At 37.1% G+C, this 26,314-nt stretch carries 23 protein-coding genes and 1 other annotated feature; of the genes, 1 reads left to right on the top strand and 22 read right to left on the bottom strand.

The genetic code is table 11. The features are described 5' to 3' along the window. Positions 1–40 precede the first annotated feature (40 nt). Positions 41–2,719: a cation-translocating P-type ATPase gene (locus tag CWO92_RS02810; RefSeq protein WP_101352650.1), complete on the bottom strand. Its 2,679-nt coding sequence runs from the start codon at positions 2,717–2,719 to the stop codon at positions 41–43. Between the two features lie 237 nt (positions 2,720–2,956). Here CWO92_RS02810 and CWO92_RS02805 point away from each other — a divergent pair, with 237 nt between their 5' ends. Next, positions 2,957–4,666: an Rqc2 family fibronectin-binding protein gene (locus tag CWO92_RS02805; RefSeq protein WP_101352649.1), complete on the top strand. Its 1,710-nt coding sequence runs from the start codon at positions 2,957–2,959 to the stop codon at positions 4,664–4,666. A 297-nt stretch (positions 4,667–4,963) separates the two neighbouring features. On the opposite strand, the gene pyrE is transcribed toward CWO92_RS02805, so the two are convergent. The 21 genes from pyrE to CWO92_RS02700 all read right to left on the bottom strand — a co-directional run bounded on the left by pyrE (position 4,964) and on the right by CWO92_RS02700 (position 26,173). After that, positions 4,964–5,584: an orotate phosphoribosyltransferase gene (gene pyrE, locus CWO92_RS02800; protein ID WP_101352648.1), complete on the bottom strand. Its 621-nt coding sequence runs from the start codon at positions 5,582–5,584 to the stop codon at positions 4,964–4,966. Between the two features lies 1 nt (position 5,585). Continuing rightward, positions 5,586–6,299, bottom strand: coding sequence for an orotidine-5'-phosphate decarboxylase (pyrF, locus tag CWO92_RS02795; RefSeq protein WP_101352647.1), 714 nt, complete (start codon positions 6,297–6,299; stop codon positions 5,586–5,588). Then, a complete protein-coding gene (locus CWO92_RS02790) occupies positions 6,286–7,209 on the bottom strand; it encodes a dihydroorotate dehydrogenase (RefSeq protein WP_101352646.1) in 924 nt (307 codons plus the stop codon). The genes pyrF and CWO92_RS02790 overlap by 14 nt, the downstream gene beginning before the upstream one ends. Beyond that, a complete protein-coding gene (locus tag CWO92_RS02785; protein ID WP_101352645.1) occupies positions 7,206–7,985 on the bottom strand; it encodes a dihydroorotate dehydrogenase electron transfer subunit in 780 nt (259 codons plus the stop codon). The genes CWO92_RS02790 and CWO92_RS02785 overlap by 4 nt, the downstream gene beginning before the upstream one ends. Continuing rightward, positions 7,982–11,194, bottom strand: coding sequence for a carbamoyl-phosphate synthase large subunit (carB, locus tag CWO92_RS02780; protein ID WP_101352644.1), 3,213 nt, complete (start codon positions 11,192–11,194; stop codon positions 7,982–7,984). Before carB ends, CWO92_RS02785 begins: the two co-directional genes overlap by 4 nt. Continuing rightward, a complete protein-coding gene (locus CWO92_RS02775; protein WP_101352643.1) occupies positions 11,187–12,278 on the bottom strand; it encodes a carbamoyl phosphate synthase small subunit in 1,092 nt (363 codons plus the stop codon). The genes carB and CWO92_RS02775 overlap by 8 nt, the downstream gene beginning before the upstream one ends. Next, the gene (pyrC, locus tag CWO92_RS02770) at positions 12,275–13,561 is read right to left on the bottom strand and encodes a dihydroorotase (RefSeq protein WP_101352642.1); all 1,287 of its coding nucleotides are present in this window, start codon (positions 13,559–13,561) and stop codon (positions 12,275–12,277) included. Before pyrC ends, CWO92_RS02775 begins: the two co-directional genes overlap by 4 nt. A gap of 1 nt (position 13,562) precedes the next feature. After that, a complete protein-coding gene (locus CWO92_RS02765; protein ID WP_101352641.1) occupies positions 13,563–14,456 on the bottom strand; it encodes an aspartate carbamoyltransferase catalytic subunit in 894 nt (297 codons plus the stop codon). Between the two features lie 143 nt (positions 14,457–14,599). Then, a complete protein-coding gene (locus tag CWO92_RS02760; protein WP_101352640.1) occupies positions 14,600–15,913 on the bottom strand; it encodes a solute carrier family 23 protein in 1,314 nt (437 codons plus the stop codon). 155 nt (positions 15,914–16,068) lie between these two features. Further along, complete coding sequence (pyrR, locus tag CWO92_RS02755; RefSeq protein WP_165786593.1) at positions 16,069–16,611, bottom strand: bifunctional pyr operon transcriptional regulator/uracil phosphoribosyltransferase PyrR; 543 nt, start codon at positions 16,609–16,611, stop codon at positions 16,069–16,071. Between the two features lie 235 nt (positions 16,612–16,846). Then, positions 16,847–17,752, bottom strand: a complete 906-nt coding sequence (locus CWO92_RS02750; protein ID WP_101352639.1) for an RluA family pseudouridine synthase — start codon at positions 17,750–17,752, stop codon at positions 16,847–16,849. After that, positions 17,718–18,239 (bottom strand): signal peptidase II, encoded by a 522-nt coding sequence (gene lspA, locus CWO92_RS02745; protein WP_437177504.1) that lies wholly within the window; start codon positions 18,237–18,239, stop codon positions 17,718–17,720. Before lspA ends, CWO92_RS02750 begins: the two co-directional genes overlap by 35 nt. Positions 18,240–18,336: 97 nt before the next feature. Further along, positions 18,337–18,618 (bottom strand): hypothetical protein, encoded by a 282-nt coding sequence (locus CWO92_RS02740; RefSeq protein ID WP_101352637.1) that lies wholly within the window; start codon positions 18,616–18,618, stop codon positions 18,337–18,339. 133 nt (positions 18,619–18,751) lie between these two features. Beyond that, the gene (ileS, locus tag CWO92_RS02735; RefSeq protein ID WP_101352636.1) at positions 18,752–21,514 is read right to left on the bottom strand and encodes an isoleucine--tRNA ligase; all 2,763 of its coding nucleotides are present in this window, start codon (positions 21,512–21,514) and stop codon (positions 18,752–18,754) included. Between the two features lie 90 nt (positions 21,515–21,604). Continuing rightward, positions 21,605–21,836 (bottom strand) — a binding site (T-box leader). A gap of 95 nt (positions 21,837–21,931) precedes the next feature. Further along, positions 21,932–22,438, bottom strand: coding sequence for a DivIVA domain-containing protein (locus CWO92_RS02730; protein WP_101352635.1), 507 nt, complete (start codon positions 22,436–22,438; stop codon positions 21,932–21,934). Positions 22,439–22,630: 192 nt separating this feature from the next. Then, the gene (locus CWO92_RS02725; RefSeq protein WP_101352634.1) at positions 22,631–23,407 is read right to left on the bottom strand and encodes a YlmH family RNA-binding protein; all 777 of its coding nucleotides are present in this window, start codon (positions 23,405–23,407) and stop codon (positions 22,631–22,633) included. A 51-nt stretch (positions 23,408–23,458) separates the two neighbouring features. Continuing rightward, positions 23,459–23,719: a YggT family protein gene (locus CWO92_RS02720; protein ID WP_101352633.1), complete on the bottom strand. Its 261-nt coding sequence runs from the start codon at positions 23,717–23,719 to the stop codon at positions 23,459–23,461. A 5-nt stretch (positions 23,720–23,724) separates the two neighbouring features. Continuing rightward, positions 23,725–24,174, bottom strand: coding sequence for a cell division protein SepF (locus tag CWO92_RS02715; RefSeq protein WP_101352632.1), 450 nt, complete (start codon positions 24,172–24,174; stop codon positions 23,725–23,727). A gap of 123 nt (positions 24,175–24,297) precedes the next feature. Further along, complete coding sequence (locus tag CWO92_RS02710; protein ID WP_101352631.1) at positions 24,298–24,966, bottom strand: YggS family pyridoxal phosphate-dependent enzyme; 669 nt, start codon at positions 24,964–24,966, stop codon at positions 24,298–24,300. Continuing rightward, positions 24,956–25,792: a peptidoglycan editing factor PgeF gene (pgeF, locus tag CWO92_RS02705; RefSeq protein WP_101352630.1), complete on the bottom strand. Its 837-nt coding sequence runs from the start codon at positions 25,790–25,792 to the stop codon at positions 24,956–24,958. Before pgeF ends, CWO92_RS02710 begins: the two co-directional genes overlap by 11 nt. A gap of 102 nt (positions 25,793–25,894) precedes the next feature. Beyond that, positions 25,895–26,173, bottom strand: a complete 279-nt coding sequence (locus CWO92_RS02700) for a YlmC/YmxH family sporulation protein (RefSeq protein WP_101352629.1) — start codon at positions 26,171–26,173, stop codon at positions 25,895–25,897. Positions 26,174–26,314: the final 141 nt, after the last annotated feature.

The following is a 26,314-nucleotide window of genomic DNA, read 5'->3' as shown; positions in this document are numbered from 1 at the left end:
TAACAGGATAATCCTATTACTTTTTTTAGTATATCATACTTTATTCCTTTTTTCTTATAAAAAGTGATCCTGCTAACATAAAAGTTGGAATAGAACTCATACCTAAAATTAATAACCAATCCCTTGGAATGATTGGGACCGTGTGGAAAATCGGCTGCAATGATGGAATATAAATTACCCCTACCATTAAAATTATGGAGGATAGGACAGCACCTACTAGAAATAAATTGCCAAATGGATTTCTCGAAAAGATCGATCGTTCACTTCTGCAGTCAAATACATGGATGAGCTGAGCTAAAACAAGGGTCGCAAACGCAATTGTTTGAGCATATGCAAGATTATCTGGATGCTGGTGGTATACAGTAATAAAAGCAATGATCGTTGCAATTCCAATTAAAAATCCTCTAGAAATTACCTTCCATCCCAATCCTCTTGCAAATACTCCTTCTTTAGGATGACGAGGTTTTCGCTTCATCACATTATCTTCCGGTTGATCAAGTCCAAGAGCCATTGCCGGCAGACCATCTGTAACTAAGTTAACCCATAAAATCTGAATTGGTACTAGTGGTAACGGCAAGTAAAGAATCATGGCAAATAACATAACCAGTATTTCACCAACATTGGAAGCTAGCAGATAGCGGATGAACTTACGAATATTTTCGTAAATATTACGCCCTTCCTTTATTGCCGCTTTAATGGTTGCAAAATTATCATCCAATAAAATAAGGGAAGAGGATTCTTTAGCTACATCCGTGCCGGTTATTCCCATCGAAATACCGATATCTGCTGACTTGATTGCTGGTGCATCATTAACTCCATCACCTGTCATTGCCACGATATGTCCGCGATTTTGAAGTGCTTTTACAATTTTTAGTTTATGTTCTGGTGATACTCTAGCAAAAACGGACACATCATCCACTATGTTTTCCAATTCTTCTACATTCATATTATTAAGTGCTTGACCGTCCAATACTTTTGAATTACTTTGGAGTATCCCAAGTTCCTTCGCGATAGCTTTTGCGGTAATCACATGATCTCCTGTAATCATTACCGTTTTTATTCCAGCTTCCTTACACTCTTGAATCGCCTGCTTCACTTCTGGTCTTGGCGGATCAATCATCCCTTGCAGACCAATAAAGATTAGATCTTTTTCAGCCTCTTCCTCACTCAAGATTTGAGTTTGATTATCTATTGGTTTAAAGGCAATTGCAATATTTCTTAAAGCCTTACCAGCAAGCATCTCAATGGTCTTTTGCGTCTCATTCTTATATTCATGGTGAAATAAAACTTGTTTTCCTTCCCAAAGAATAGATTCGCAAAGTCCTATTAATACATCAGGTGCTCCTTTTGTTATAACAAATCTCCGATTATTCTTATCACGAACAACAACACTCATCATCTTACGGGTAGAATCAAAAGGAAATTCCTTTTCTATTGTAAATTGTCCGAGTAAGGATTCCCTTGTTAAACCCGCCTTCATTGCTGATACTAGTAATGCACCATCAGTTGGATCCCCATCAAGGTAAAAGTCTTTTTCTCTCATTTTCAGTTCTGCATGGTTACAAAGTAGACCGAATGTTAATAGCTGATACAAGCTCTTTTCACTTTGAGGTTTTATTTCGTTTTCCTTTTCATAAAACCCACCTTTTGGATTATACCCTGTCCCGGTTACACTCCATGATTTGCCTCCGCTCCAAATATGTGTTACTGTCATTTTATTTTGAGTCATGGTCCCAGTCTTATCAGAACAAATAACAGATGCACATCCTAGTGTTTCGACTGCTGGAAGTTTCCTAACAATAGCATTTTTTCTTATCATGCGTTGTACCCCAAGCGATAGTGCAACGGTGACAATTGCCGGAAGTCCTTCCGGAATTGCTGCAACCGCAAGCGATACACCAGCTAAAAACATGGAATATACATCATGCCCGTGAACAACCCCTACCACTACAACCAATAAGGTCAAAAGTAAAGCTACAATAATCAGGATTTTCCCTAATTGCTCTAATCTTCGTTGTAAAGGCGTTTCCATCACATCAGCATTTTGAATCATATGGGCGATTTCACCCATAGCTGTTTTCATTCCAATACCTGTTACAATTCCAATTCCATTTCCCCTAGTGACCATCGTCCCCATGAATGCCATGTTGTTCATATCACCAAGGCCGACATCTTTTTTAGTAATAATTTCTGTACTTTTAACTGATGGAATAGATTCACCCGTTAGAGCGGATTCCTCTATCTCTAAGTTGTTAGCTTGAATGATACGTAAATCTGCACCTATTCGATCCCCCGATGAAAATCTTAATATATCTCCAACAACTACTTCACGTGACATAATTTTCAACCATTTACCATCACGCAAAACGGTAACTTGGGGTGCTGACATCTCTTTTAATGCCTGTAATGATTTCTCAGCCTTCCTCTCTTGAAAATATCCCAAAAAACCATTGATTAACACAATCGCTATAATGGCGATTGCATCAATATACTCTCCTAAAAAGCCGGATACCAGTGTAGCTCCAAGCAATACAAGGACCATAAAATCCTTAAACTGACTAATAAAAAGTAGTAAAGCTGATTGCTTCTCCCCTTCGTCAAGCTCATTCCAACCAAATTGCTTCCGCTTCTTCTCTACTTCTTTTGGTGTTAAACCGAGTTTTGCATTAGTGTTTAAAACCTTTTCCACATCTTTTTCGTTCATTTCATGGAACATCATTCAAATCACACTCTCCCCTAACTGAACAGAAGTTGTCTTTTACGTGTTCAATAAGAATTAGAAATGCTGATGGCTGGCTCTAATACTGTGGAGCAATGTCCAGAAACCTGCGCTTGATGCAAGCATAAAAGGAATTGTTTTTTCTTTTTGAACAACCTCTCCTAGCAAGCATATTCAGACTCGTCCAAAAAAATGATATAATAAACTAATAAAATTATTGGTAGAGGAATGTTAACAATGTCATTTGACGGATTATTCACAAGGGCAATGACGAAAGAACTTGCTGAACTATTGCAAGGGGGACGAATAAACAAAATTCATCAACCTTTTAAAAATGAACTTATTTTGGTTATACGATCAGGAGGTAGGAACTACAAACTATTACTTTCCGCACATCCTAGTCATTCCCGGATTCAAATAACAGAAGAACAATATGATAACCCAGCGGAGCCTCCAATGTTTTGTATGTTTTTACGGAAACATCTTGAAGGTTACAGTATTGAAAAGATCGAACAAATTGGATTGGATAGGATTGTTGTATTCGAAATAAAGGGAAAAAATGAAATTGGTGATATTTCATATAAAAAATTATATGTAGAAATTATGGGAAGGCATAGCAATATTATACTTGTTGATAAAGAACGCAACATGATTTTGGACAGTATTAAACATGTCTCCTCCAGCGTAAACAGCTATCGCGTTGTTTTACCAGGTACAGAATATAAACTGCCGCCTGCGCAAAATAAACTCAACCCTTTTGAAGCAAGTGAAGAGGATATTCTGAGATTCATTGATTTTAATAGCGGAAAACTGGACAAACAAATTGTTCAACACTTTTCAGGAATCTCACCTCTCCTTGGCTCTGAAATTATACATAGGGCGAAAATCGCAAACCGTCTGACATTGCCTCCTGCATTTATAGAGATAATGTCGATGCTGAGAAAACACGATTATCAGCCTTCTATCATAACGGGGAAAGAAAAGGAAAGTTTCTATCTCTTTCCTATAACCTTTATGAATGGAGAAATAAAAACATTCTCCACATTAAGTAGGCTGTTAGATCATTTTTATTTTGGAAAAGCGGAACGAGACAGAGTAAAACAGCAAGCACATGATCTTGAACGTTTTATTAAAAATGAAATCTCAAAAAATGAAACGAAAATCAAAAAACTACAGGATACTTTGAAAGATGCGAAGAATGCGGATCAATATCAATTATATGGCGAATTATTAACAGCTAATCTGTATTTAGTGTCCAAGGGCATGGAAAACATTGATGTAGTTAATTATTATGACGAAGAGGGAAAAACGGTACAAATTGCGCTAGATCCTAGAAAAACCCCTTCTGAAAATGCCCAAAGCTATTTTTCAAAATACCAGAAAGCGAAAAATGCTTTAATTGTCGTACAAGAACAAATAGAGATAGCAGAAAAAGAAATCCTTTATTTTGAAAACTTATTACAGCAAATAGAATCTGCAGCACCGAGAGATATTGAGGAAATAAGAATAGAACTAGCAGAAGAAGGATATATGAAACTTAAGCAAAAAAGAGGACAAAAAAATAGACCTCAAAAAATTTCTTTAGACAAATATTACTCATCCGATAATACAGAAATACTAGTTGGTAAAAACAATAAACAAAATGACTATTTAACTAATAAGGTGGCTGCAAGAGATGAAATATGGCTGCATACGAAGGACATCCCCGGTTCACATGTTGTCATTCGCAGTAAAAATCCGACCGAAGAAACCATTATGGAAGCGGCTGTGATTGCGGCATATTTTAGCAAAGCAAAAGACTCCAGTTCTGTACCAGTTGATTTCACGAAAATCCGATATGTCAAAAAACCTGCTGGAGCAAAACCAGGATTTGTAACTTACGATCACCAGCAAACGGTATTTGTTACCCCAGACAGTGAAAAAGTATTGGAAATGCGAAAAGCGTAAGCACCCTGTTCATCGGCGTATGGATGAGTGAAATTTAAAGTGTAATTTCACCTTTGGAGTCTTTGACTGGGATAAAGGAAACACGGCTAGGCTGTTCACAAGCCATTGAAATTGGTACTTCAAATTTCAACTGATGTTCGTATGGAGAAGACAGCGAAATTCCACTAGGCGATGGCAGCTTGCGCTAGACAATGATCAATCTGTAGAAAATTTATTTGATAAAAAACTATCCTTTCTAAATATGTTAAAAAAGGTGAAAAGGCTGAAGATAGCCTTTTCACCTTTTTTATATCTATTTTATCCCCATGAACTTGGATCCTCTCTCCATGCCTTTAAAGTATCCAAATCATTTTCAGTAATAATGTTTCTTTCTAATGCTACATTTAATAATGTGGAATAATTTGTTAAAGAGTAGTATTCTATGTTATTCTCTTCTAACTGTTGTTTTCCCTTTTCTAGCTCATATGTAAAGATGGAAACTACCCCAGCTACTTCGCATCCAGCCTCACGTAGTGCTTGAACTGCAGTTATGACACTTCCTCCTGTCGAGATTAAATCCTCTACTACAACAACTTTCTGACCCTCTTTTACCTTCCCCTCAATTTGATTCCCTTTACCATGACCTTTAGCTTTGGAACGCACATAACACATAGGCAACTCCATCAAATCACTAACCCATGCAGCATGAGGGATTCCAGCCGTAGCAGTTCCGGCAATGACATCAATATGCGGGAAATGTGTATTAATCTTTTCCGCTATTGCCTTAGCAATTTCTTTTCGCAAGTGCGGATAAGACAATGTTAAACGATTATCACAGTAAATAGGGGATTTAATTCCAGAAGACCATGTAAACGGTTCATTAGGACTTAGAAAAACAGCTTCAATATCAAGTAATTGTTGCACTAAATATTTATCCATATTATTTTGCCTCCCAAATGTTCTTTATACTCATATAAGTTTCATAAGGATGTTCTGATTTCGTGATAGATCTGCCCACAACAATGGCACTCGATCCAAATTCACGAGCCTCTTCAGGGGTCACAACCCGTTTTTGATCATTCACTTCATCGCCTTTAAGTCTGATACCGGGTGTTATTTTCAAAAACGGATAGGCAATATGCTGATCGATTAATTTTGCTTCTAGCGCTGAACAAACAACCCCATCCAATCCAGAATCAAAAGTAAGTCTGGCATACTGGAGAATAGACTCATTTAAGGAAGTATTGATTAACTGTTCTTTCTTCATTTGTTCCTCGGACGTACTTGTCAGCTGTGTAACAGCAATTAATAGCGGGCGCTTTTTCCCAGATTCGGTTCCTTCCTCCAAACCAGTAAGGGCAGCCTTCATCATACTAGAACCACCTGCAGCATGCACGTTAACCATATCAACACCTAATTTCGCTAACCCTTTCATCGCACTGTACACAGTATTGGGGATATCATGCAGCTTTAAGTCTAAAAAAATCTGATGTCCCATATCCTTTAATTGGGCTATTAAACTCGGACCCGTTTGATAGTAAAGCTCCATTCCTACCTTTACATAAAGAGATTCTTCTTGAAATTGGTTTAAAAATGAAATTGTTTCTACTTCTGTTGGAAAATCAAGGGCTATAATCGGCTTAAAGATATTCATTCTTCCAACTCCTTCCGACTATTTCTGAAATATGATCTATTTTTAACTCCGCTAGTTTTTCCGGCAGTTCCTTTATTAATGTAGGACAAATTAGGGGATCCACAAAATTTGCGGTTCCAATAGCTACAGCACTTGCTCCCGCATAAAAATACTCAATAATATCATCCGTATGTTGGATTCCACCCATGCCTATTATCGGGATATTAACCTGCTGACTTACCTCATATATCATTCGGATTGCAACAGGCTTAATAGCTGGTCCTGATAATCCACCCGTTCGATTAGCCAGTATAGGCTGACCGGAACGGATATCAATCCTCATCCCAAGCAAAGTATTAATCATTGTTAACCCATCTGCACCTGCATCTTCCACTGCTTTGGCCATTTCTACAATATTTGTCACATTCGGCGATAATTTAACGTAAACTGGAACTTCCGAGACATTCTTTACCTTTTTAGTTAACTCCTTGGCGACCTCTGGGATTGTACCAAAAGCAATTCCCCCTGTTTTAACGTTAGGACATGAAATATTAAGTTCAAGAGCTTTTACATTCGGGGCTTTCGAGATTTCCTTTGCCACTTCTACATAGTCTTCGACTTGTGAGCCTGCCACGTTTGCGAAGATGGGAACATCAAATTTCTCCAGCCAAGGTAATTCATTTGTTAAGACGCCCTTTAGCCCTGGGTTTTGTAATCCGATTGCATTCAACATACCAGCTGGAGTCTCCGCTACCCTTGGTGTTTGATTCCCAAACCTCGTTTCAAAGGTGGTTGCCTTTATCATGATCGCACCAAGGACGCTCAAATCATAAAATTGGCTAAATTCTCTTCCGAACCCAAAACAACCTGATGCTGGCATAACGGGGTTTTTTAGAGAAAGACCCGGTAATTCAATTTGTAATGGATTCATATAATCACCTCTCCCATTCTGAAAACAGGTCCATCACTGCATGCTTTTCGATATTTCTTTTTCGTTGGGTCGTCTGCAACATGACAAACACACGCTAGACATGCACCAATTCCGCATGCCATTCTTTGCTCTAAAGATATATAACCTTGTTTGGAAGCATATCTTTCTTCTAATGCTCTTAGCATTGGGAGAGGACCACATGTGTAAAGACAATCAAAATTGATTTGTTCTTGTTCTATTGCATCTGTAACAAACCCTTTTGTTCCGAGTGATCCATCAACAGTCGCGACATAGGTTTTTCCTAACTCAGAGAATTTTTCAAGATAAAATGATTTTTCCGCTGATTCAAATCCTAGCACATGAATTACTTCTATGCCTTTGCTTCTTAATTGCAGAGATAATTCATATAAGGGAGGGACCCCTATCCCTCCTCCTACCAACAAAGCGGTTTGTCCTTTCCTTAAGTCATCCGTTGGAAATCCATTTCCTAATGGTCCCATCACATTTATCTTTTCACCGCTCTTTTTTTCTGCTAAAAGTGATGTTCCTTCCCCCTCAGCGCGGTAAATTAAAGTGATAGTTTGCAAATCCTGCCGAACAGTTGCGATGCTAATTGGCCTTCGTAATAGAGGTGCAACCTGTTGATTTACTCGAATATGAACAAATTGGCCTGGGTGCTCCATTTCGTTAACCAGATTACCTTTTAATATAAGTTCATAAATCCCTGTTGCTATTAATTTTTGCGAAATAATCGTCATATCCTCTTGTCTAATCATACAAGTACACTCTCTTTCTCCTTTTGACCTGACAACATTTGCTCAGTAGAGAAATTCATAGATTCTAAAACTCGTAAGATTGCTTCTGCTGTATCCAAGGATGTAAGACAAGGTATTCCGTTTTCTACCGCTTCCCTGCGGATACGGAATCCGTCACGCTCAGGCTGTTTGCCTTTTGTTAAGGTATTAATGACAAGCTGTACTTTACCTGTCTTAATCACATCAAGAAGTGTTACCCCATCAGAGCCGATTTTATCCACAACATCCACTTTAATCCCATTTTCCTTCATAAATGCTGCTGTTCCACTTGTAGCAAGCAATGTATATCCGATATTTGCAAACCGTCTTGCCAACTCTAAGCTTTCTTTTTTATCTTTATTGGCTACCGTTAATAGAACCGAACCGTAATTTTGAATTTTTATTCCTGATGCAACAAGACCTTTGTATAATGCTTTTTCTAAAGTCGTATCTTTCCCCATTACTTCTCCAGTTGATTTCATTTCCGGTCCAAGCGTAATATCCACTCTTCTAAGCTTTGCAAAGGAGAAAACTGGAACTTTTACATAGACACCCTGCTTTTCCGGCACTAATCCAGTTCCATAATGTAAATCAGGTAACGAAATTCCTAATATAACTTTTGTTGCTAGATTTGCCATTGGTACGTTTGTTATTTTACTTAAAAATGGCACTGTGCGGCTTGATCTCGGATTAACTTCTATTACATAAAGCTCATCGCCAGAAATTACATATTGAATATTAAGCAATCCATTTATTTTTAATCCCTTTGCAAGTTTTGTCGTATAATTTACGATTCGCTCTTTCATTTTTTCTGAAATGCTTTGTGAAGGGTAAACCGCTATAGAATCACCAGAATGGACACCTGCCCGTTCAATATGCTCCATAATACCTGGAATCAATACATTTTGTCCGTCAGAGATTGCGTCGACTTCTATTTCCTTTCCTACTAAATAACGATCCACAAGGACTGGGTGCTCAGGATTTACTTTCACTGCATTTGTCATGTAATGCATCAATTCTTCTTCATGGTATACAATCTCCATTGCACGGCCACCGAGAACATAGGATGGACGTACTAATACTGGATAACCGATTTCGCTAGCAATTTTCACAGCTTCTTCAACAGAAAATGCCGTCTTACCCAGAGGTTGCGGAATGTTTAATTCTTTTAGTGCATGTTCAAATTTATCGCGATTCTCTGCTTGGTCAAGACTTTCTAATGATGTACCTAAAATTTTTACGCCACGCTCCACTAATGCCTTGGCTAGATTAATAGCCGTCTGACCGCCAAATTGAACGATAACTCCTTCTGGTTTTTCTAAATCAACAATGTGCATGACATCCTCTATTGTAAGAGGTTCAAAGTATAATTTATCCGATATACTAAAGTCAGTGGAAACCGTTTCTGGATTATTATTGATGATAATGGCCTCATAACCAGCTTCTTGAATAGCCCATACAGAATGAACCGTAGCATAATCGAATTCCACACCTTGGCCAATACGAATTGGTCCAGATCCAAGTACAATGACACTTTTTCGATCGGTTACAATCGATTCATTCTCTTCCTCAAATGTTCCATAATAATATGGGGTTTCTGATTCAAATTCTGCAGCACATGTGTCTACCATTTTATAAACTGGCATAATATGATTATCTTTTCTCCATTTGTATATGTCTTTTTCTGATGAATTCCACCATTTCGCTAGAATATAGTCTGAAAAGCCCATTTTCTTTGCTTCAAGCGCTAATTCAGTATCGTATGGTTTTTGCTGTAACAAGTTTTCAAATTGAATCATCTTTTCAATTTTATTTAAAAAGAAGAGATCAATTTTGCACCAAGCATGTATTTCATCAATGGTTACTCCCCTGCGGATGGCTTCTGCAATATAGAAAAGCCTTTCGTCTCCAGCTTTCCTAATGCGCTTTTCAATCACTTCCATATCAAAATTTTCTGCATTAGGAAGCTCAATATGATAAACATTGCTCTCAAGCGAACGAATCGCTTTTAATATAGATTCTTCAAAGTTTCTGCCGATGGCCATAACTTCTCCAGTCGCCTTCATTTGTGTTCCGAGATGGCGGTTTGCGGATTCGAATTTATCAAATGGGAAGCGAGGAATCTTAGTAACAACATAATCAAGTGCTGGCTCAAAGCATGCATATGTTTTTCCTGTTACGGGATTCATGATTTCATCTAAAGTTAATCCGACTGCGATTTTTGCTGCCAGCTTAGCAATAGGATAGCCAGTTGCTTTAGAAGCGAGGGCAGAAGATCTACTTACCCGAGGATTAACTTCAATAATGTAGTATTGGAAGCTTTTAGGATCTAAAGCAAGCTGAACATTACAGCCGCCCTCTATTCCTAACGCCCTAATAATTTTTAAAGAGACATTCCGAAGCATATGATATTCGCGGTCGCTTAAAGTTTGACTAGGAGCAACTACGATAGAATCCCCTGTATGTACCCCTACAGGATCAATGTTTTCCATGTTGCAAACAACAATTGCATTATCATTCGCATCACGCATAACTTCATACTCAATTTCTTTGTACCCAGCAATGCTTTTTTCTATTAAACATTGATGGACTGGGCTATTTTTTAATCCACTTAATACGATTTCTTCTAAGTCATGCTCATTTTCGCAAATACCGCCACCAGTTCCACCTAGTGTATACGCCGGTCTAACGATGATAGGATAGCCAATTTTCTCTGTAAAAGCCTTTGCTTCCTCTAATGTATGAACTATATCACTTTCCGGTACTGGTTCTTTCAAATCATTCATAAGCTTACGGAATAATTCTCTATCTTCTGCTTGCTCAATGGCAGATAGTTTCGTTCCTAAAATTTCCATTTTACACTCTTCTAATATTCCAGCTTTATTAAGCTCCATAGCCATGTTTAGTCCTGTCTGTCCTCCAAGAGTCGGAAGAATGGCATCTGGTCTTTCTTTTCGGATGATTCGGCTTACAAATTCAAGTGTAAGTGGTTCAATATAGACTACATCAGCAATTTCTGTATCTGTCATAATAGTAGCAGGATTGGAGTTTACAAGGATAACACGATATCCTTCCTCTTTTAATGCCAGACAGGCTTGTGTACCTGCATAATCAAATTCTGCTGCTTGACCAATGATGATCGGACCGGATCCGATTACTAGTATACTGTTGATGTCTGTACGTTTAGGCATGTTGTTTCTCCTTTCCTTTCCACTGATTCATTTCATTTAGGAATTCATCAAAAAGCTGATTTGAATCTTCCGGACCAGGTGATGCTTCTGGATGGTACTGAACTGTAAATGCACTGTATTTCTTATGTTTAAGGCCTTCTACTGTTTGATCATTTAAATTTATCTGGGTTATCTCCAAATCAGAATATGGAATCGATGTTTCATCGACAGCATATCCATGGTTTTGCGAAGTAAAAACCACTTTACCAGTTCTTAAATCTTTCACAGGATGATTAGCACCACGATGTCCAAACTTTAATTTATAGGTATCTGCACCACATGCCAATGCAAATAATTGATGACCTAAGCATATTCCGAATAAAGGCACCTTCCCTAATAAATCCCGAACCATCTTAATAGCTTCTGGGACATCTTTTGGATCCCCAGGTCCATTAGATAACATAACTCCGTCTGGATGAAGGGAAAGAATTTCCTCGGCAGATGTATGATATGGAACTACCGTTACATCACAATCACGATTATTTAATTCTCTTAAAATACCATGTTTAGATCCGAAATCAACTAGGACTACTTTATGCCCTCTTCCCGGACTAGGATATGGATTTTTAGTAGATACTTGTTTTACTTGATTTGTTGGAAGCTCTATTTGTTTTAAACGTGCAATAACTTCTTCAGGATTTTCCTTAATAGAACAAATCGCACCCTTTAATGTTCCATACTTGCGAATAATACGAGTTAGCTTTCGAGTATCAATTCCCTCAATACCTGGAATACCTTTTCGTTCTAAAAACTCATGGATACTTATATCACTGCGCCAGTTTGAAGGATATGTTGCTGCTTCCTTTACAATCAATCCCTTTATTGCGGGATTAATCGATTCAAAGTCTTCTCTATTCACACCGTAATTACCGATTAGAGGATAGGTTAATGTTACAATTTGGCCACAAAAAGAAGGATCGGTAATGGTTTCCTGATATCCAGTCATCCCTGTAGTAAAAACAACTTCTCCCACTGTTTCGATTTCACTGCCAAATGCATTCCCTATAAAAACTGTTCCATCCTCTAAAACTAATTGCCTTTTCATGCAAATACACCTCCGACAGACCATTTTATTTCTCCATCAACAAATGTTGCTACTGGCCATCCTTTACAAGACCAGTTTGTAAATGGCGTGTTTTTCCCCTTTGATAAAAATTCCTCCGGATCAATTGTTTTTTCATGTTGTAAATCTAGCAATACAATATCTGCTTTACTGCCAATCTTTAATGTTCCAAATGGCAGCTTAAAGCTTTCTGCAGGTTTAATAGTTAACCAATCTACCAGTTGTTTAAGGGTAAAAATTCCTTTTTCTACAAAGTTTGAATATAGTAAAGGAAAGGCTGTTTCTAATCCTACAATTCCAAACGGGGCAGACTGCAATCCTTTGGCTTTTTCCTCTGCGGCATGTGGAGCATGATCAGTTGCAATAAAATCGATTGTTCCATCTAATAACCCTTCTATCAACGCTTCTTGATCCTCTTTTCCTCTTAGTGGCGGGTTCATTTTATAATTTGTATCTAAAGACGGAATATCTTCGTCACAAAGCAATAAATGGTGTGGCGTAACCTCTGCTGTTACCTTAATTCCAGCCTTCTTCGCATCCCTAACTACTCTGACAGATTCTTTTGTACTAATATGACATACATGATAGTGGCACCCTGTTGCCTCTGCTAACAGAACATCTCGGGCTATTTGTACCGATTCACAGATAGAAGGGATTCCAGATATACCATGTTTTTGTGTGAAAGCTCCTTCATGAAATGCACCGCCATAGATTAAGGAGTTATCTTCACAATGGGCAACAATTGCCATATCAAGTGCAGCTGCACGTTTCATTGCTGCATGCATAACAGAAGCGGTTTGAACTCCCACTCCATCATCCGTAAAAGCAAATGCCCCCGCTTTCTTTAATGCGCCAAAATCGGTTAGTTCTTCACCAGCTTGGTTCATGGTTATTGATGCGTATGGTAATACACGGACATGTGCTGTTTCCTCTATCCGTTTTTGCAGCCATTCCATTTGTTGCGGGGTGTCCGGAACTGGTTTTGTATTAGGCATTGGCGCAACAGTGGTGAACCCTCCTTTTGCCGCTGCTATCGTACCTGTAGCTATCGTTTCTTTATGTTCTCCACCAGGTTCACGTAAATGAATATGTAAATCTAGAAATCCAGGAGTAACTATATAAGATTCTGCAGAAATATTTTCTTCTCCCTGATTCTCTAAGTGTAGACCAATTTCAGCAATTATACCGTTCTTAATCCGAATATCACTTTTCTGCAAATCCCCATTTTCTGTTAATAAGGTTCCATTTTTAAGTAAGTAATTCATTTTATAGTCCTCCACATTCAAGTATTTTTTTCAGTACAGCCATTCTTACAAAGACACCATTTTCCATTTGCTTGAAAATTCGGGAGCGATCGGCTTCCACTAATTCATCTGCAATTTCCACATTGCGGTTAACAGGAGCTGGATGCATAATAATACTATTACGTTTCATTCTGCTTTCTCTTTCCAATGTTAAACCATATTGCTGGTGATACTCTTTTGCACTCATGTTGGATGTGGATTGATGTCGCTCATTTTGAATTCTTAAGAGCATTACAACGTCCGCTTCTTCAATAGCTTTGTCTATATTCACATAATCACCATTGTTTAAGAAGGATTTATCAAACCATTCCTCTGGTCCGGAAAATACTACATTCGCGCCTAACTTACTGAGGGCATCCTTATTGGATCTTGCAACACGGCTATGACTAATATCACCGATAATGGCAACTTGAAGATCCTTAAATCCGCCAAATTCTTGTTGTATCGTATAAAGGTCGAGGAGACATTGAGTTGGATGCTGTCCACAGCCGTCCCCTCCATTTATAATAGGGATTCTTACTTTTCCTACTAGAGAATCATAATAACGGTCTTGTGAATGCCTTATTACCGCAATATTGCTTCCGATTACTTCAAACAGCTTTACTGTATCGTAAAGCGATTCACCTTTCGTTATACTTGAGAAATTTACATCAAAAGGGATAACCTCTAGTCCTAATTTCTTCTCTGCAATATCAAAGCTGCTTTTTGTTCTTGTACTTGGTTCAAAAAACATATTGACTGCAAAGGTTTGCTGTTTTGGCCTCCATATTTCACCTTTTGAGAAATATTCAGCCTCTCTTAATATCTCTCCGATTTCCTCTATTGTTAGATCCGAAATAGTTAGTAAATTTCTCAATATGATCGCCTCCCATATAAAAACACCCTGTCTCATTCATGAGCAGGGTGCTATAAAAATGCGAAAATGCTTAATTAGATCATTTGCATAATCACATTTAACACCCTTTTAAGTCTCTCTGAACTTATTTAAAAGGTGATTCCTTATTCTGTTTCTTGTTCAAACATGTTAATATCTTCTTTCGGTCTTCCCGGTAAAACAAGGTTTAAAATTACTCCCACAATCGCTGCCAATGCCATACTGGAAAGTTCTAAATTCTGTGTAAGCTTTAGGTAAGCTCCACCGATTCCAATTACCAGGATGACGGAAGATATAATCAAGTTTCGATTCAAACTGAAATCGACTTTATTATCTACCAGCATTCTCAAACCGCTGGAAGCGATAATTCCAAATAGAAGAATAGATACTCCACCCATCACACAAGTAGGGATAGTACTTAACAACGCACTAATTTTACCTATAAAGCTAAAGCAGATAGCAAAGACTGCAGCTCCTCCTATTACATAAACACTGTACGCCCTAGTAATTGCTAATACACCAATATTCTCTCCATACGTTGTGGTTGGAGGTCCTCCGATGACAGATGCAATAACAATCGATACACCATCTCCAAGAATAGATGGCCCTAATCCTGGTTTTGCAATTAAATCTCTGTTAACAACCTTACTTAATACAAGCTGATGTCCGATATGTTCTGATAAGGTTACGATTGCAACAGGTACCATTAAGAAAAAGATGCTCCAGGAAAATGATAGTTTGTAAGAAACGAACGGGAAAACCAAATCCGGTAACGCAAGCCAATGGGCTTTTATTACTGGTGTAAAATCTACAATTCCCGCGAACACAGAGATAATATATCCACCAATAATTCCAATTAATATAGGGATGATGCGAAAAAAACCTTTAAAGAAAGCAGAACTAATAATAGTAATGGCTAAAGTACATAATGCAATAACGATATGCTTAGTGCTATAAATCAGGTCTTGGGATGCTGCACCATAGTTTTTATACATTGCCATTCCACAGGCAGTTGTTGCAATCCCAAGTCCAATTACAATAATGACAGGTCCAACGACAACCGGCGGAAGGAGTCTCATCAGCCACTTATAACCTGCTCTTGATATAATTAATGCTACAATTCCATATACAATACCTGCCAAGAAGGTTCCCATCATGGCAGCACCAGGTCCACCAGCGGCTTTGGCAGCAAATAGAGGTGCAATAAATGCAAAACTTGATCCAAGGTAAGCTGGTACCTGCCCTCTCGTAATCAAAATGTACGCTAATGTACCTAAACCACTTGAGGCAAGCGCGACTGCGGGACTTAAACCTACTAAGATTGGAACAAGTACAGTAGAACCAAACATTGCAAATAAGTGTTGGATACTTAAGCTAATCCATTGCGTAAATTTTGGTTTATCGTGAATATCTAATAAAATGTCTTGGTTTTTCCCCATTATTGCTCCTCCTCGAGTAATACACTAATCTGATCAAAAAAACCCTCTTTATAGCTGTGAAGCCACAAAGAGGGTATAGATAGGCAATTACTGGTCGCCATTTACATTCCCACCTTTGTCAGCCTCACAGGACTGTCTTTAAAAGGATGGATTATTTAGTTTTCATATATACTTACTTTATCTAATTCGTCTACTTCTGCTAACTCTACAACAATTTTTTCTGAACTAGAGGTCGGTATATTTTTTCCGATAAAATCTGCACGGATTGGAAGTTCTCTGTGACCTCTATCCACCAATACAGCAAGTTGAATTTGTGAAGGTCTGCCAATATCCATCAATGCATCCATAGCAGCTCTTACGGTTCGTCCAGTGTATAGAACATCATCGACGAGTATAACCTTCTTATTTGTGATATCTACCGGAATATTAGACCCTTTCACTTCCGGTTCGGCATCTTTCGTTTTAACCGATAAGTCATCCCGATATAGTGTGATATCAAGATCACCTACTACAATTGGACGCCCTTCAATTTTTTCAATTCTTTCCGCTAGCCTTTTTGCAATATGAATGCCTCTTGTTTTGATGCCAACAAGGACACAGTTATCAATACCTTTGTTTTTCTCGATGATTTCATGTGCAGTTCTTGTCAATGATCGGCTGATGGCTTGTTGATCGAGCACGACTGCTTTTTGAATCAATACAATCACCTCATTAGAAAAGGGTAGGCGCCTCTGTTTAACGGCGGACTATCTAGTGTACCTTGCCCGCTAGTGTTTGGCGCAGCAAAAAAAAACCTCTCAACCAAAGATTGAGAGGGCATACTTAAACAGTTTCAATTGCAACTTTGCGTATCCTTCTCAGCCTCTCTGGACTGGATTAAAGGGCTTATTTAACTATTAATAGATTAATCTTTTTATCGAAACATGTCAATCATTATTTTTGAATATCATGCAAAAGCTTTGAGAAGTATTCTGGCAATGGAGCCTCGAATTCCATATACTCATCGGTCCGTGGATGAACAAAACCTAACACTCCAGCATGAAGTGCTTGTCCATTGATATTCAAGGTCTTTTTTGGTCCATATTTGGGATCTCCCACAAGTGGATAACCAATATATTTCATATGAACACGAATCTGGTGAGTTCTTCCTGTTTCCAATTCACATTCAATATAAGAGTATTGATGGAATCTTTCTAATACTCGAAAATGTGTAACCGCATGTTTTCCATTATCGACCACGGTCATTCTTTGACGGTCTTCAGGGTCTCTTCCTATTGGAGCATCAACAGTACCAAAATCATGAGGAATGATTCCATGAACAATTGCAAAGTATTTACGAGTCACCGATTTCTCTACTAATTGATTAACAAGCTTTTCATGGGCCATATCATTTTTCGCAACCATTAACAGTCCTGAAGTGTCTTTATCGATTCGGTGAACAATCCCTGGTCTTAAGATACCATTTATTCCCGATAAATCCTTACAATGTGCCATTAATCCGTTTACTAATGTTCCTGTTAGATGACCTGGAGCAGGGTGTACGACCATCCCTTTAGGCTTATTCACAACTAATACATCGCTATCTTCATAATAAATGTCAAGATCCATTTGTTCAGGAATGACATCCAAATTTTCCGGTTCAGGAATTTTAATTAGTATCCTGTCACCAATATTGCATTTATAATTTGATTTGATTTGTTTTTCATTAATAGTCACATTTCCTTCTTTAATCCATTGCTGTACCTGTGACCTGGACCATTCTTCATTTATAGCAGATAAAACTTTATCAATTCTTTCGTCTTTTTCATTCTCCTGAATGATGTGTTCCATTATTTCCATATGTTTTCTCCTTTGACCTGAACTCTTCAAGCAGCATGTAGATAATCAATAGAATCACACCAATTGTTAGCGCAGAATCGGCGATATTAAAGATTGGAAAATCATAGCCGAAAATGTAGGTATGGATAAAATCAACTACTTGTTTTCTAAATATTCGATCGATAAAATTACCGATTGCTCCACCAAGCATAAAGCCAAGGCTTACTCCTAATAGAACTTTTCCTTTGGCATATTTTTGTATATAATAGACGATTCCAATAACAACTACTACTGTAATCAAATAAAAGAGCCACATTTGTCCTTGTAAAATTCCCCATGCAGCACCTTGATTCCGGTGTGATGTAATATAAAATAAATTTTTGATAATAGGGATGCTTTCACCAAATTCCATATTTTTCACTACAAGCCATTTGGTAAATTGATCTAATGCGATAATAAATAATGCGATAATGTAAAATATCACAGAAAGTACAACCCCCGAATCCATATGTATTATGTTCATTCGATTAAACATTTCAAATGAACATGTTTCTTTAGAATTTTAGCATACTACATGGACGTTAGGGAAGATTTTGTATTTTTTCTTAATTAAATGGAATGGATACTTTAGCATAATTTCTTAATTCATACCAATCCGCTGAGCTTTTTAAAGTTGGTATAGTATGAAGCCAACTACTAGGTATTTCTTCACCACTTTGTTCACATGTGCCAAAATTACCATTATCCCATTTTAATAATGCAGTATTAATATCACGTAATTCTTCTTGAATGAGGGTTTGAATCATTTCATTATTTGTTTTGTGTGCCGTTAACTCTTCTTTTAACGATTGCAGCAAACAGAATAATTGATCTTTTTGATTACTCATATTCATCCCTCCAATGTTTAGTTATCCATTAGTGTACCCATGAATAAAAAGATTTTCGGGAGTAACTGTTGCAAATTGTACTAAACATTGGAAAACAAGGTGCCTGACACCATTTTGATGTCAGGCACTCATTTTATACGTATTCTTTTTCTACAACAGATGCACATCGTAAACATAAGGTCGGATGCTTCTCATCTTTTCCTACCTCAGGTGTTACAACCCAACATCTTTCACAAGTTTCTCCATCTGCTTTTTCTACAACAATTGCCGCATGTTCAAGCTTAACTGCGTTTTCAGGTGCTTCTTCATATGCACCTGCTACATGATAACCAGATACAATAAACAATTGCTTCATGTTTTCAGAAATACTATTAAGCAATTCTTTTGTATCTTTGTTAACATACAATGAAATTTTGGCGGATAAAGATTTACCAATAACTTTTTCATTTCTTGCTTCTTCTAAAGCTTTTAATACATCATCACGTAATTGTAAGAATTTGTCCCATTTTGCTTCTAATTCTTTGGCATTTTCAAGTTCTTTAACCTCAGGCATATCCGTTAATTGAACACTGTCTTCCACTACACCTGGAATGAATGACCAAACTTCATCAGCGGTATGCGGCAAAATTGGTGACAATAACTTTGTCAAAGAGGTTAAACATTCGTACAATACTGTTTGCATAGCACGACGTTCAACATTATCCTTTGCCTCAATATACAGAACATCTTTAGCAAAGTCTAAGTAGAAAGAACTTAAATCAAGAGTACAGAAATTATTAACAGCATGATAAATGCTGGCAAACTCATAATTTTCATATGCATCGCGGACATGCTTAATTAAATTATTTAATTTGACTAGCAAGAATTGATCTACTTCACGTAAATTTTCATAAGAAAGACGGTCCACGCTCGGATTAAAATCATTTAAGTTTCCAAGTAAGAATCGGAAGGTATTACGGATTTTGCGATACACTTCTGATACTTGCTTCAAGATTGCATCTGATACACGAACATCTGATTGATAGTCAACGGAAGCAACCCAAAGTCGGACAATATCAGCACCTAATTGATTAATTACCTTGCTTGGCAAAATAACATTTCCTAAAGATTTACTCATCTTTCTGCCTTCACCGTCTAAAGTGAATCCATGACTCAAAATACCTTTATATGGTGCTTTTCCACTTACTGCAACAGAAGTAGTCAGTGATGAATTAAACCATCCGCGATATTGGTCAGAGCCCTCTAAATATAAATCTGCCGGACGCTGTAATTCATCTCTTTCCACTAATACTGCTTGATGGGAAGACCCAGAATCAAACCACACATCCATAATATCTGTTTCTTTTGTAAAGATTCCATTCGGGCTGCTTGGATGAGTAAATCCGTCAGGCAATAGGTCTTTTGCATCTCTTTCAAACCACACATTAGAACCATGTTCACGGAATAAGTTTGAAATATGTTCAATGGTTTCATCGGTAATAATCGGATCCCCATTTTCCGCATAAAATACTGGTATTGGAACACCCCATGCACGCTGACGGGAAATACACCAATCTCCGCGATCACGAACCATATTAAATAGTCTGGTTTCACCCCAAGCGGGAACCCATTTTACCTCTTTAACAGCTTCAAGAAGTTCGTCACGGAAAGCTTCAATAGAAGCAAACCACTGTGCTGTCGCACGGAAAATAACCGGTTTCTTTGTACGCCAGTCATGAGGATAGGAGTGAGTAATGAAGTTTAATTTTAATAATGCTCCAACCTCTTCTAATTTTTGTGTAATTGGTTTATTAGCTTGATCATAGAATAGACCTTCAAATCCTGGAGCCTCTGATGTCATATATCCTTTATCATCAACAGGACAAAGAACATCAAGGTCATATTTCTTTCCTACGATAAAGTCATCTTCCCCATGTCCAGGAGCTGTATGCACACATCCCGTACCAGACTCAGTTGTAACATGTTCTCCTAACATTACTAAGGAATCCCTACCATATAAAGGATGACTTGCAATTATATATTCTAAATCTTTACCTGCTACTGTTTTAACAACCTGTGGATGATTCCATTCCAGTACAGAAGTAACTTCTTCAAGAAGTGCCTCCGCTACAACATATTTCTGTCCATTTACCTCTACAACAACATATTTTAAATCAGGATGAACAGAAATACCAAGGTTTGCTGGTATGGTCCACGGAGTTGTAGTCCAAATGATAATTTTCGTCTCATTATCAAGTACACCTTTACCGTCTTTCACATCAAAAGCAACATAAATAGAAGCTGAACGTTTATCTTTATATTCAATTTCTGCTTCTGCCAGTGCAGATTCACTGGACGGGGACCAGTAAACAGGCTTCAATCCTTTATAGATGTAGCCTTTTTTCGCCATCTCACCAAACACTTTAATTTGTTGTGCCTCATATGCAGGCTTTAAAGTCAGATATGGGTTCTCCCAATCTCCGCGAACACCTAGTCGCTTAAAAGCAGTACGTTGATTGTCAACTTGTTCATAAGCATATTCAGCACATAATTTACGGAATTCCGCAACAGACATTTCCTTTCTTTTAACACCTTTATTGGTTAAGGCCTGTTCAATTGGCAGTCCATGTGTATCCCAGCCAGGAACATAAGGTGCATGATAGCCTGTCATCGATTTAAAACGAACAATTATATCTTTCAGTGTTTTATTTAAAGCATGCCCCATATGAAGATCTCCATTTGCATACGGAGGACCATCATGAAGTATGAACAAAGGTCTTCCCTCTGTACGCTCTTGAACCTTCTGATAAATGTTCATACTTTCCCATTTTTCCTGAATTTCAGGCTCTCTTTTAGGCAAATTTCCTCTCATTGGGAAATCTGTCTTTGGCATTAATAATGTATCTTTATATTCCACAATTTTTCCTCCTCCAAAAAAAATTCACGGTGACATTTTTAGTTCTTATTAATCCTTTCCAAATAGACAACAAAAAAACCCTCTCATCCCAATAGGGACGAGAAGGTTTTCCCGCGGTACCACCCTGCTAGACAATGAATCCACTGTCCACTCTTGCATTCGTAACGTGAATGAACGCCCTCATTTACTTGCGCGGAATTCTACGCTTTCAAATCGGGAACTCGAGGGTGATCTTCCAGCTACTACTTATACCAAGCTTCCACTATCCTTGGCTCGCTTCAATAAGCTAAAATAACTTTACTGTCCCTGTCATCGTTTAAACTATTATTTTTCTATTATATGTGACAAATTTTTAATCCGTCAAGATTAATTGAGGCTCTTTTCGTAAAACTTGCTGTTTTGGTTACGAAAAAGCTCTTATTTAACTTCCTCTTGCAGATTTAATTCTGTAGCGTCAATTTCCAATTCCATTAATTTATCCCAATCGTCATTTTTTAGTAAATCTAGCTGAGCTTCAATTAACATTTTAAATCGGGTTCTAAATACTTTCGATTGTTTTTTCAGCTCTTCGATTTCCATTGCGATTTTTCTTGCTTTAGCAAGTGCTTCATTGACAATTCGATCCGCATTTTTTTCGGCTTCACGGATGATTAACTTTGCTTCTTTTTGTGCATTTCCTTTAACTTCCTCAGCCGCTTCCTGGGCAACAATGATTGATTTATGCAATGTTTCCTCGATATTAGTAAAGTGGCCGAGCCGTTCGTTAGAAGACGATAATTTCTCATCTAACTCTTTCTTTTCACGAATCAGTAATTCATAGTCCTTAATAATTTGGTCTAGGAATTCGTTCACTTCGTCTTCATCATAACCTCGAAATCCTCTGCTAAACTCCTTATTATGTATGTCTAAAGGCGTTAAAGGCATAATTGCCACCTCCACTTATTGTATCTGTATCTTAGTTTAGCGTAAGCAGTGATCGGTGGGATCACCATAACGCTTATACTTTACTTCTATTATACTGAATTTCGACAGAATTAGGGGAATTTCCTGCATATTTTTCATTTAAATGAAAAGAATGTATTAGTTTTATCAAAAAAATAATCGCTTAATCTATTCTTATTTTAATAATCCAACTATTAGACGCCATTTTTCCTTTTTCGTTTGGCCGTCCATGGTAATGATTTTACAGCGCCCAAATCCACGTACTGAAATGACATCCCCCTCTTCACAAACAAACGATACTTGTTCTACTTCTTTCCAATTTACTTTCACAAGCTTATGCTGAATCATTGTTTGTGCTTTTTGTCTGGAAAGAGGAAAAACGGTGGATAAAATGGCATCTAAGCGCAAAGAACTAACCGTAACCGATTGTTCCTTCCACTCTTCATCAGCAGTAATCAATTCATGATATGCTACTTCTTTTAACTGGATAGTTGTTTTTCCTATTTGTTTTAATTCCATCTGAATATAATGCAACATTTCAGTAGGAATAATAAATTGGATTCGATCTTGTTGGATTAAGATATCTCCAAATTTTTCTCTTTTTAAACCTATGGACATTAATGATCCTAAAACATGACGATGGCTTAGAGTTATAAATTTACTAGGATAATCAATTTCAAGAATGGATATTTGAAAGTCCTTTATCTCCGGTACTAAATAATCTGGAAATAGTAAGACTCTTTTTCTTTCCGCCCCTTCATATCCGCCAAATTCAAGATATTTTACTTGTGAATGGGTACCAATAATAGATTTTATAATATGTATTTGTCTAGGATCTAGAAAGTCCGTTAGTTTTGGAGCATAAGAATCCTCCACATATTCCTGCCAATTTAGTACTTGATCGATAAATTCTTTCTCATCTGCTCTAAAATGCTGATAAATATTGCTCATAATTATCCTCTCAATGTTGAAAATAAAAAGGGTGCATAAAGTAGCAGCCCTTTAAATTAACCAATATTGTATCTGACGAATTCCACCACGTGCTAATTGTAGTACTAATAAGGCGACAATCGGTGAAATATCGATCATCCCCAACGGAGGAATAATACGTCTGAATGGTTCTAAATATGGTTCGCATATTCGAGCAAAAAAATTCCCCAACGAAGTTTGCTGCGCATTAAACCATGACATAAATATATAAATAATTATTATATAAGAATAAATTGTTAAAACCTCGACAAGCAGAGAAAATAAAAGGCTCATTTATTTCAGGACCACCTCGAATCAAAATTATTATCTTGAATTAAATCTGAAATATTACCGGATACCTCAACATTATCAGGAGTGCATAAAAAGATATTACTGCCTACTCGTTGAATATCTCCTCCAATTGCGTAAACAGTACCACTTAAAAAGTCAATGATCCGTTTAGCTTGGTCATGTTGAATGCGTTGCAAATTTACTACTACAGATCGGCGATTCTTTAAGTGATCTGCAATTTCTTGAGCTTCCGCGTATACCCTTGGCTCAATTAATACCACTTTAGAACCTTTCGTAACACTTTGTAAACTAACAATATTTTGCTTTGAAGAAGACTGGTTATATCTTGGGGCAGGTTCAGGATTATGTTCTACCTCATGTCCCATTTTCTCTTCTTCCATATCATCATATTCATCATCCAGTAAAAAAAATGTTTTAATTTTTGATTTTAATCCCATTTCGTACACCCCCTAAAATATTATGAAAGGATCTTTATACATGATAATTACTTTATATTTAACATAGTTGTCCTATTATTAAAGGAGTTTCACTCTTTATTAGCCCTTGTATAGTTGGACTGCTTATCCTACAAGTGAAGTTCCAATTCTTACGAAGGTAGCCCCTTCTTCCACTGCTATTTCATAATCATTCGACATACCCATAGAAAGCTCTTGACAAGGAGCATATTCTAATTTCAAAGCCTGGATATCTTTCTGGAGCTGCTTTAAACCGCGAAAGGTATCACGAATAACATTTTCATCTTCTGATAAAGGTGCCATTGTCATTAAGCCGACAACTTGAATATTTTCGAATGATTTTAATTCTTGAATAAAGTTTATTACAGAATCAGCAGAAATTCCATGCTTAGATTCTTCTTTTGATACATTCACTTGAACAAAGCACGGAATTTTCCTTGTAGCTCTTTTATTAATTTCAACCGCTAAAGAAATTCGATCGAGTGAATGGATATAAGACACCTTATCAATAATGTTTTTTACTTTCCTAGACTGCAAAGTACCAATAAAATGCCAAACCGGCTGTTCATGTAAAGCGTTCCATTTTTCTAACAAGCCCTCATCCCGATTTTCTCCAAGATGAATAATCCCTGCATCAAGAGCTTCCTGTGCTCTTTGAATAGTTACATATTTTGTTACGGCAATTATTTTTACTTCATTGGGATTTCGTCCCGCCCTCATACATGCCTGTTCAATATTTTGCTGTATTATTGTTAGATTGTCTCTAACCTTCACTTACATCATATCCTTTCAAACCAATAAAGCCAATCATTCTTCCTGTTTTTCCTTGATCGCGCCGATGAGAATAAAACTCTTCATGGTCGCAACTTGTACAAAGATTTGTTATATAAATATTTTCAGAAGGAATACCTGATTTTTCAAGTATCATTTGATTTAATTTTCTTAAATTTAATTGATATTGTCCAGTTGAAATTTCGTGATAAGGTTTGCTCTCTTCAGAATTAATCCATGTATCAACATCTTTAATTACTCTATCATCAACAATATAACATTTTTCACAAATTGATGGTCCAATTGCTACCATAATATCTGAAGATCTAATTCCTTTTCCATGCCATGCAGCAATCATTTCCTTGGCAATTCCATTGACTGTGCCTTTCCATCCCGCATGTGCAATACCAATCATATCATGTTTTGCGGAAAAAAAGTAAATTGGTACGCAATCTGCATAACATAAAGTTAAAAAGGTATCCTGTAAATTCGAATATAAACCATCTGTATCTTTAATACTACTATCATAATCAAAAGAACCTTTTCCATGTTGACCACGCTTAACTTGCACAATGCGAGTTCCGTGCGTTTGTTCACAGCATACCCATGAGTTAATAGGAAAATCGAGTTTATCAGCTAAATGCTTTCTGTTCGATCTCACCGCCTCTAGATCATCTCCGACATGAAATCCGCAATTTAAAGTACCATTAAACTTTTCACTGAAGCCGCCATTTTTTGTTGTAAAACCAGCAATAACATGTGGAGCGATTTCTGTCCATTCCTTTATATAAAAATATTCTTTATCTTGTTTTATAAATGGTTCCGTCATTATGAAACACTCCATATATATTTTTCAAATAAAAAAGAAGGTACTATTTACCTTCACTTTCCAATAGTGTACCATATAAACATTGAACGCGCTCGATGATTTTTAATTTTTTGGCTCTTGAAGCTGTTGTTGTCCCATAAATTTTTGATCTTTAAATCTTACAAGTATAACATCCTCCCCAATCTTCACGATATTATTCCATGGAATAACCAATTCCTCCTCCTTATTGAAAAAGCTAAGTAATTTACCATTTCCCCCAACAACAATACTCTCAATTTTCCCATTATCTAAATTAATATCGATATCCGTAATGTTGCCTAATCTACGTCCATCCGAAATGCTTACTACGTCCTTTATTTGAAAATCAGATATACGAACCATCGCTATCCTCTCCTTAAAAAACAATTATCCAATTATTAAAATATATGCAAGGACAATAGAAATAATAATAAAAGTCGGATATCCTGCAGTACAGAATACCCGACTTTTTCCTGGTTTTACGCATGATGCCTTATTGGCTAG

The sequence above is a fragment of the Heyndrickxia camelliae genome, from assembly GCF_002844575.1.
GTDB classification, from domain to species: domain Bacteria; phylum Bacillota; class Bacilli; order Bacillales; family Bacillaceae_C; genus Margalitia; species Margalitia camelliae.
This window is presented reverse-complemented; position numbering and strand designations above follow the sequence as displayed.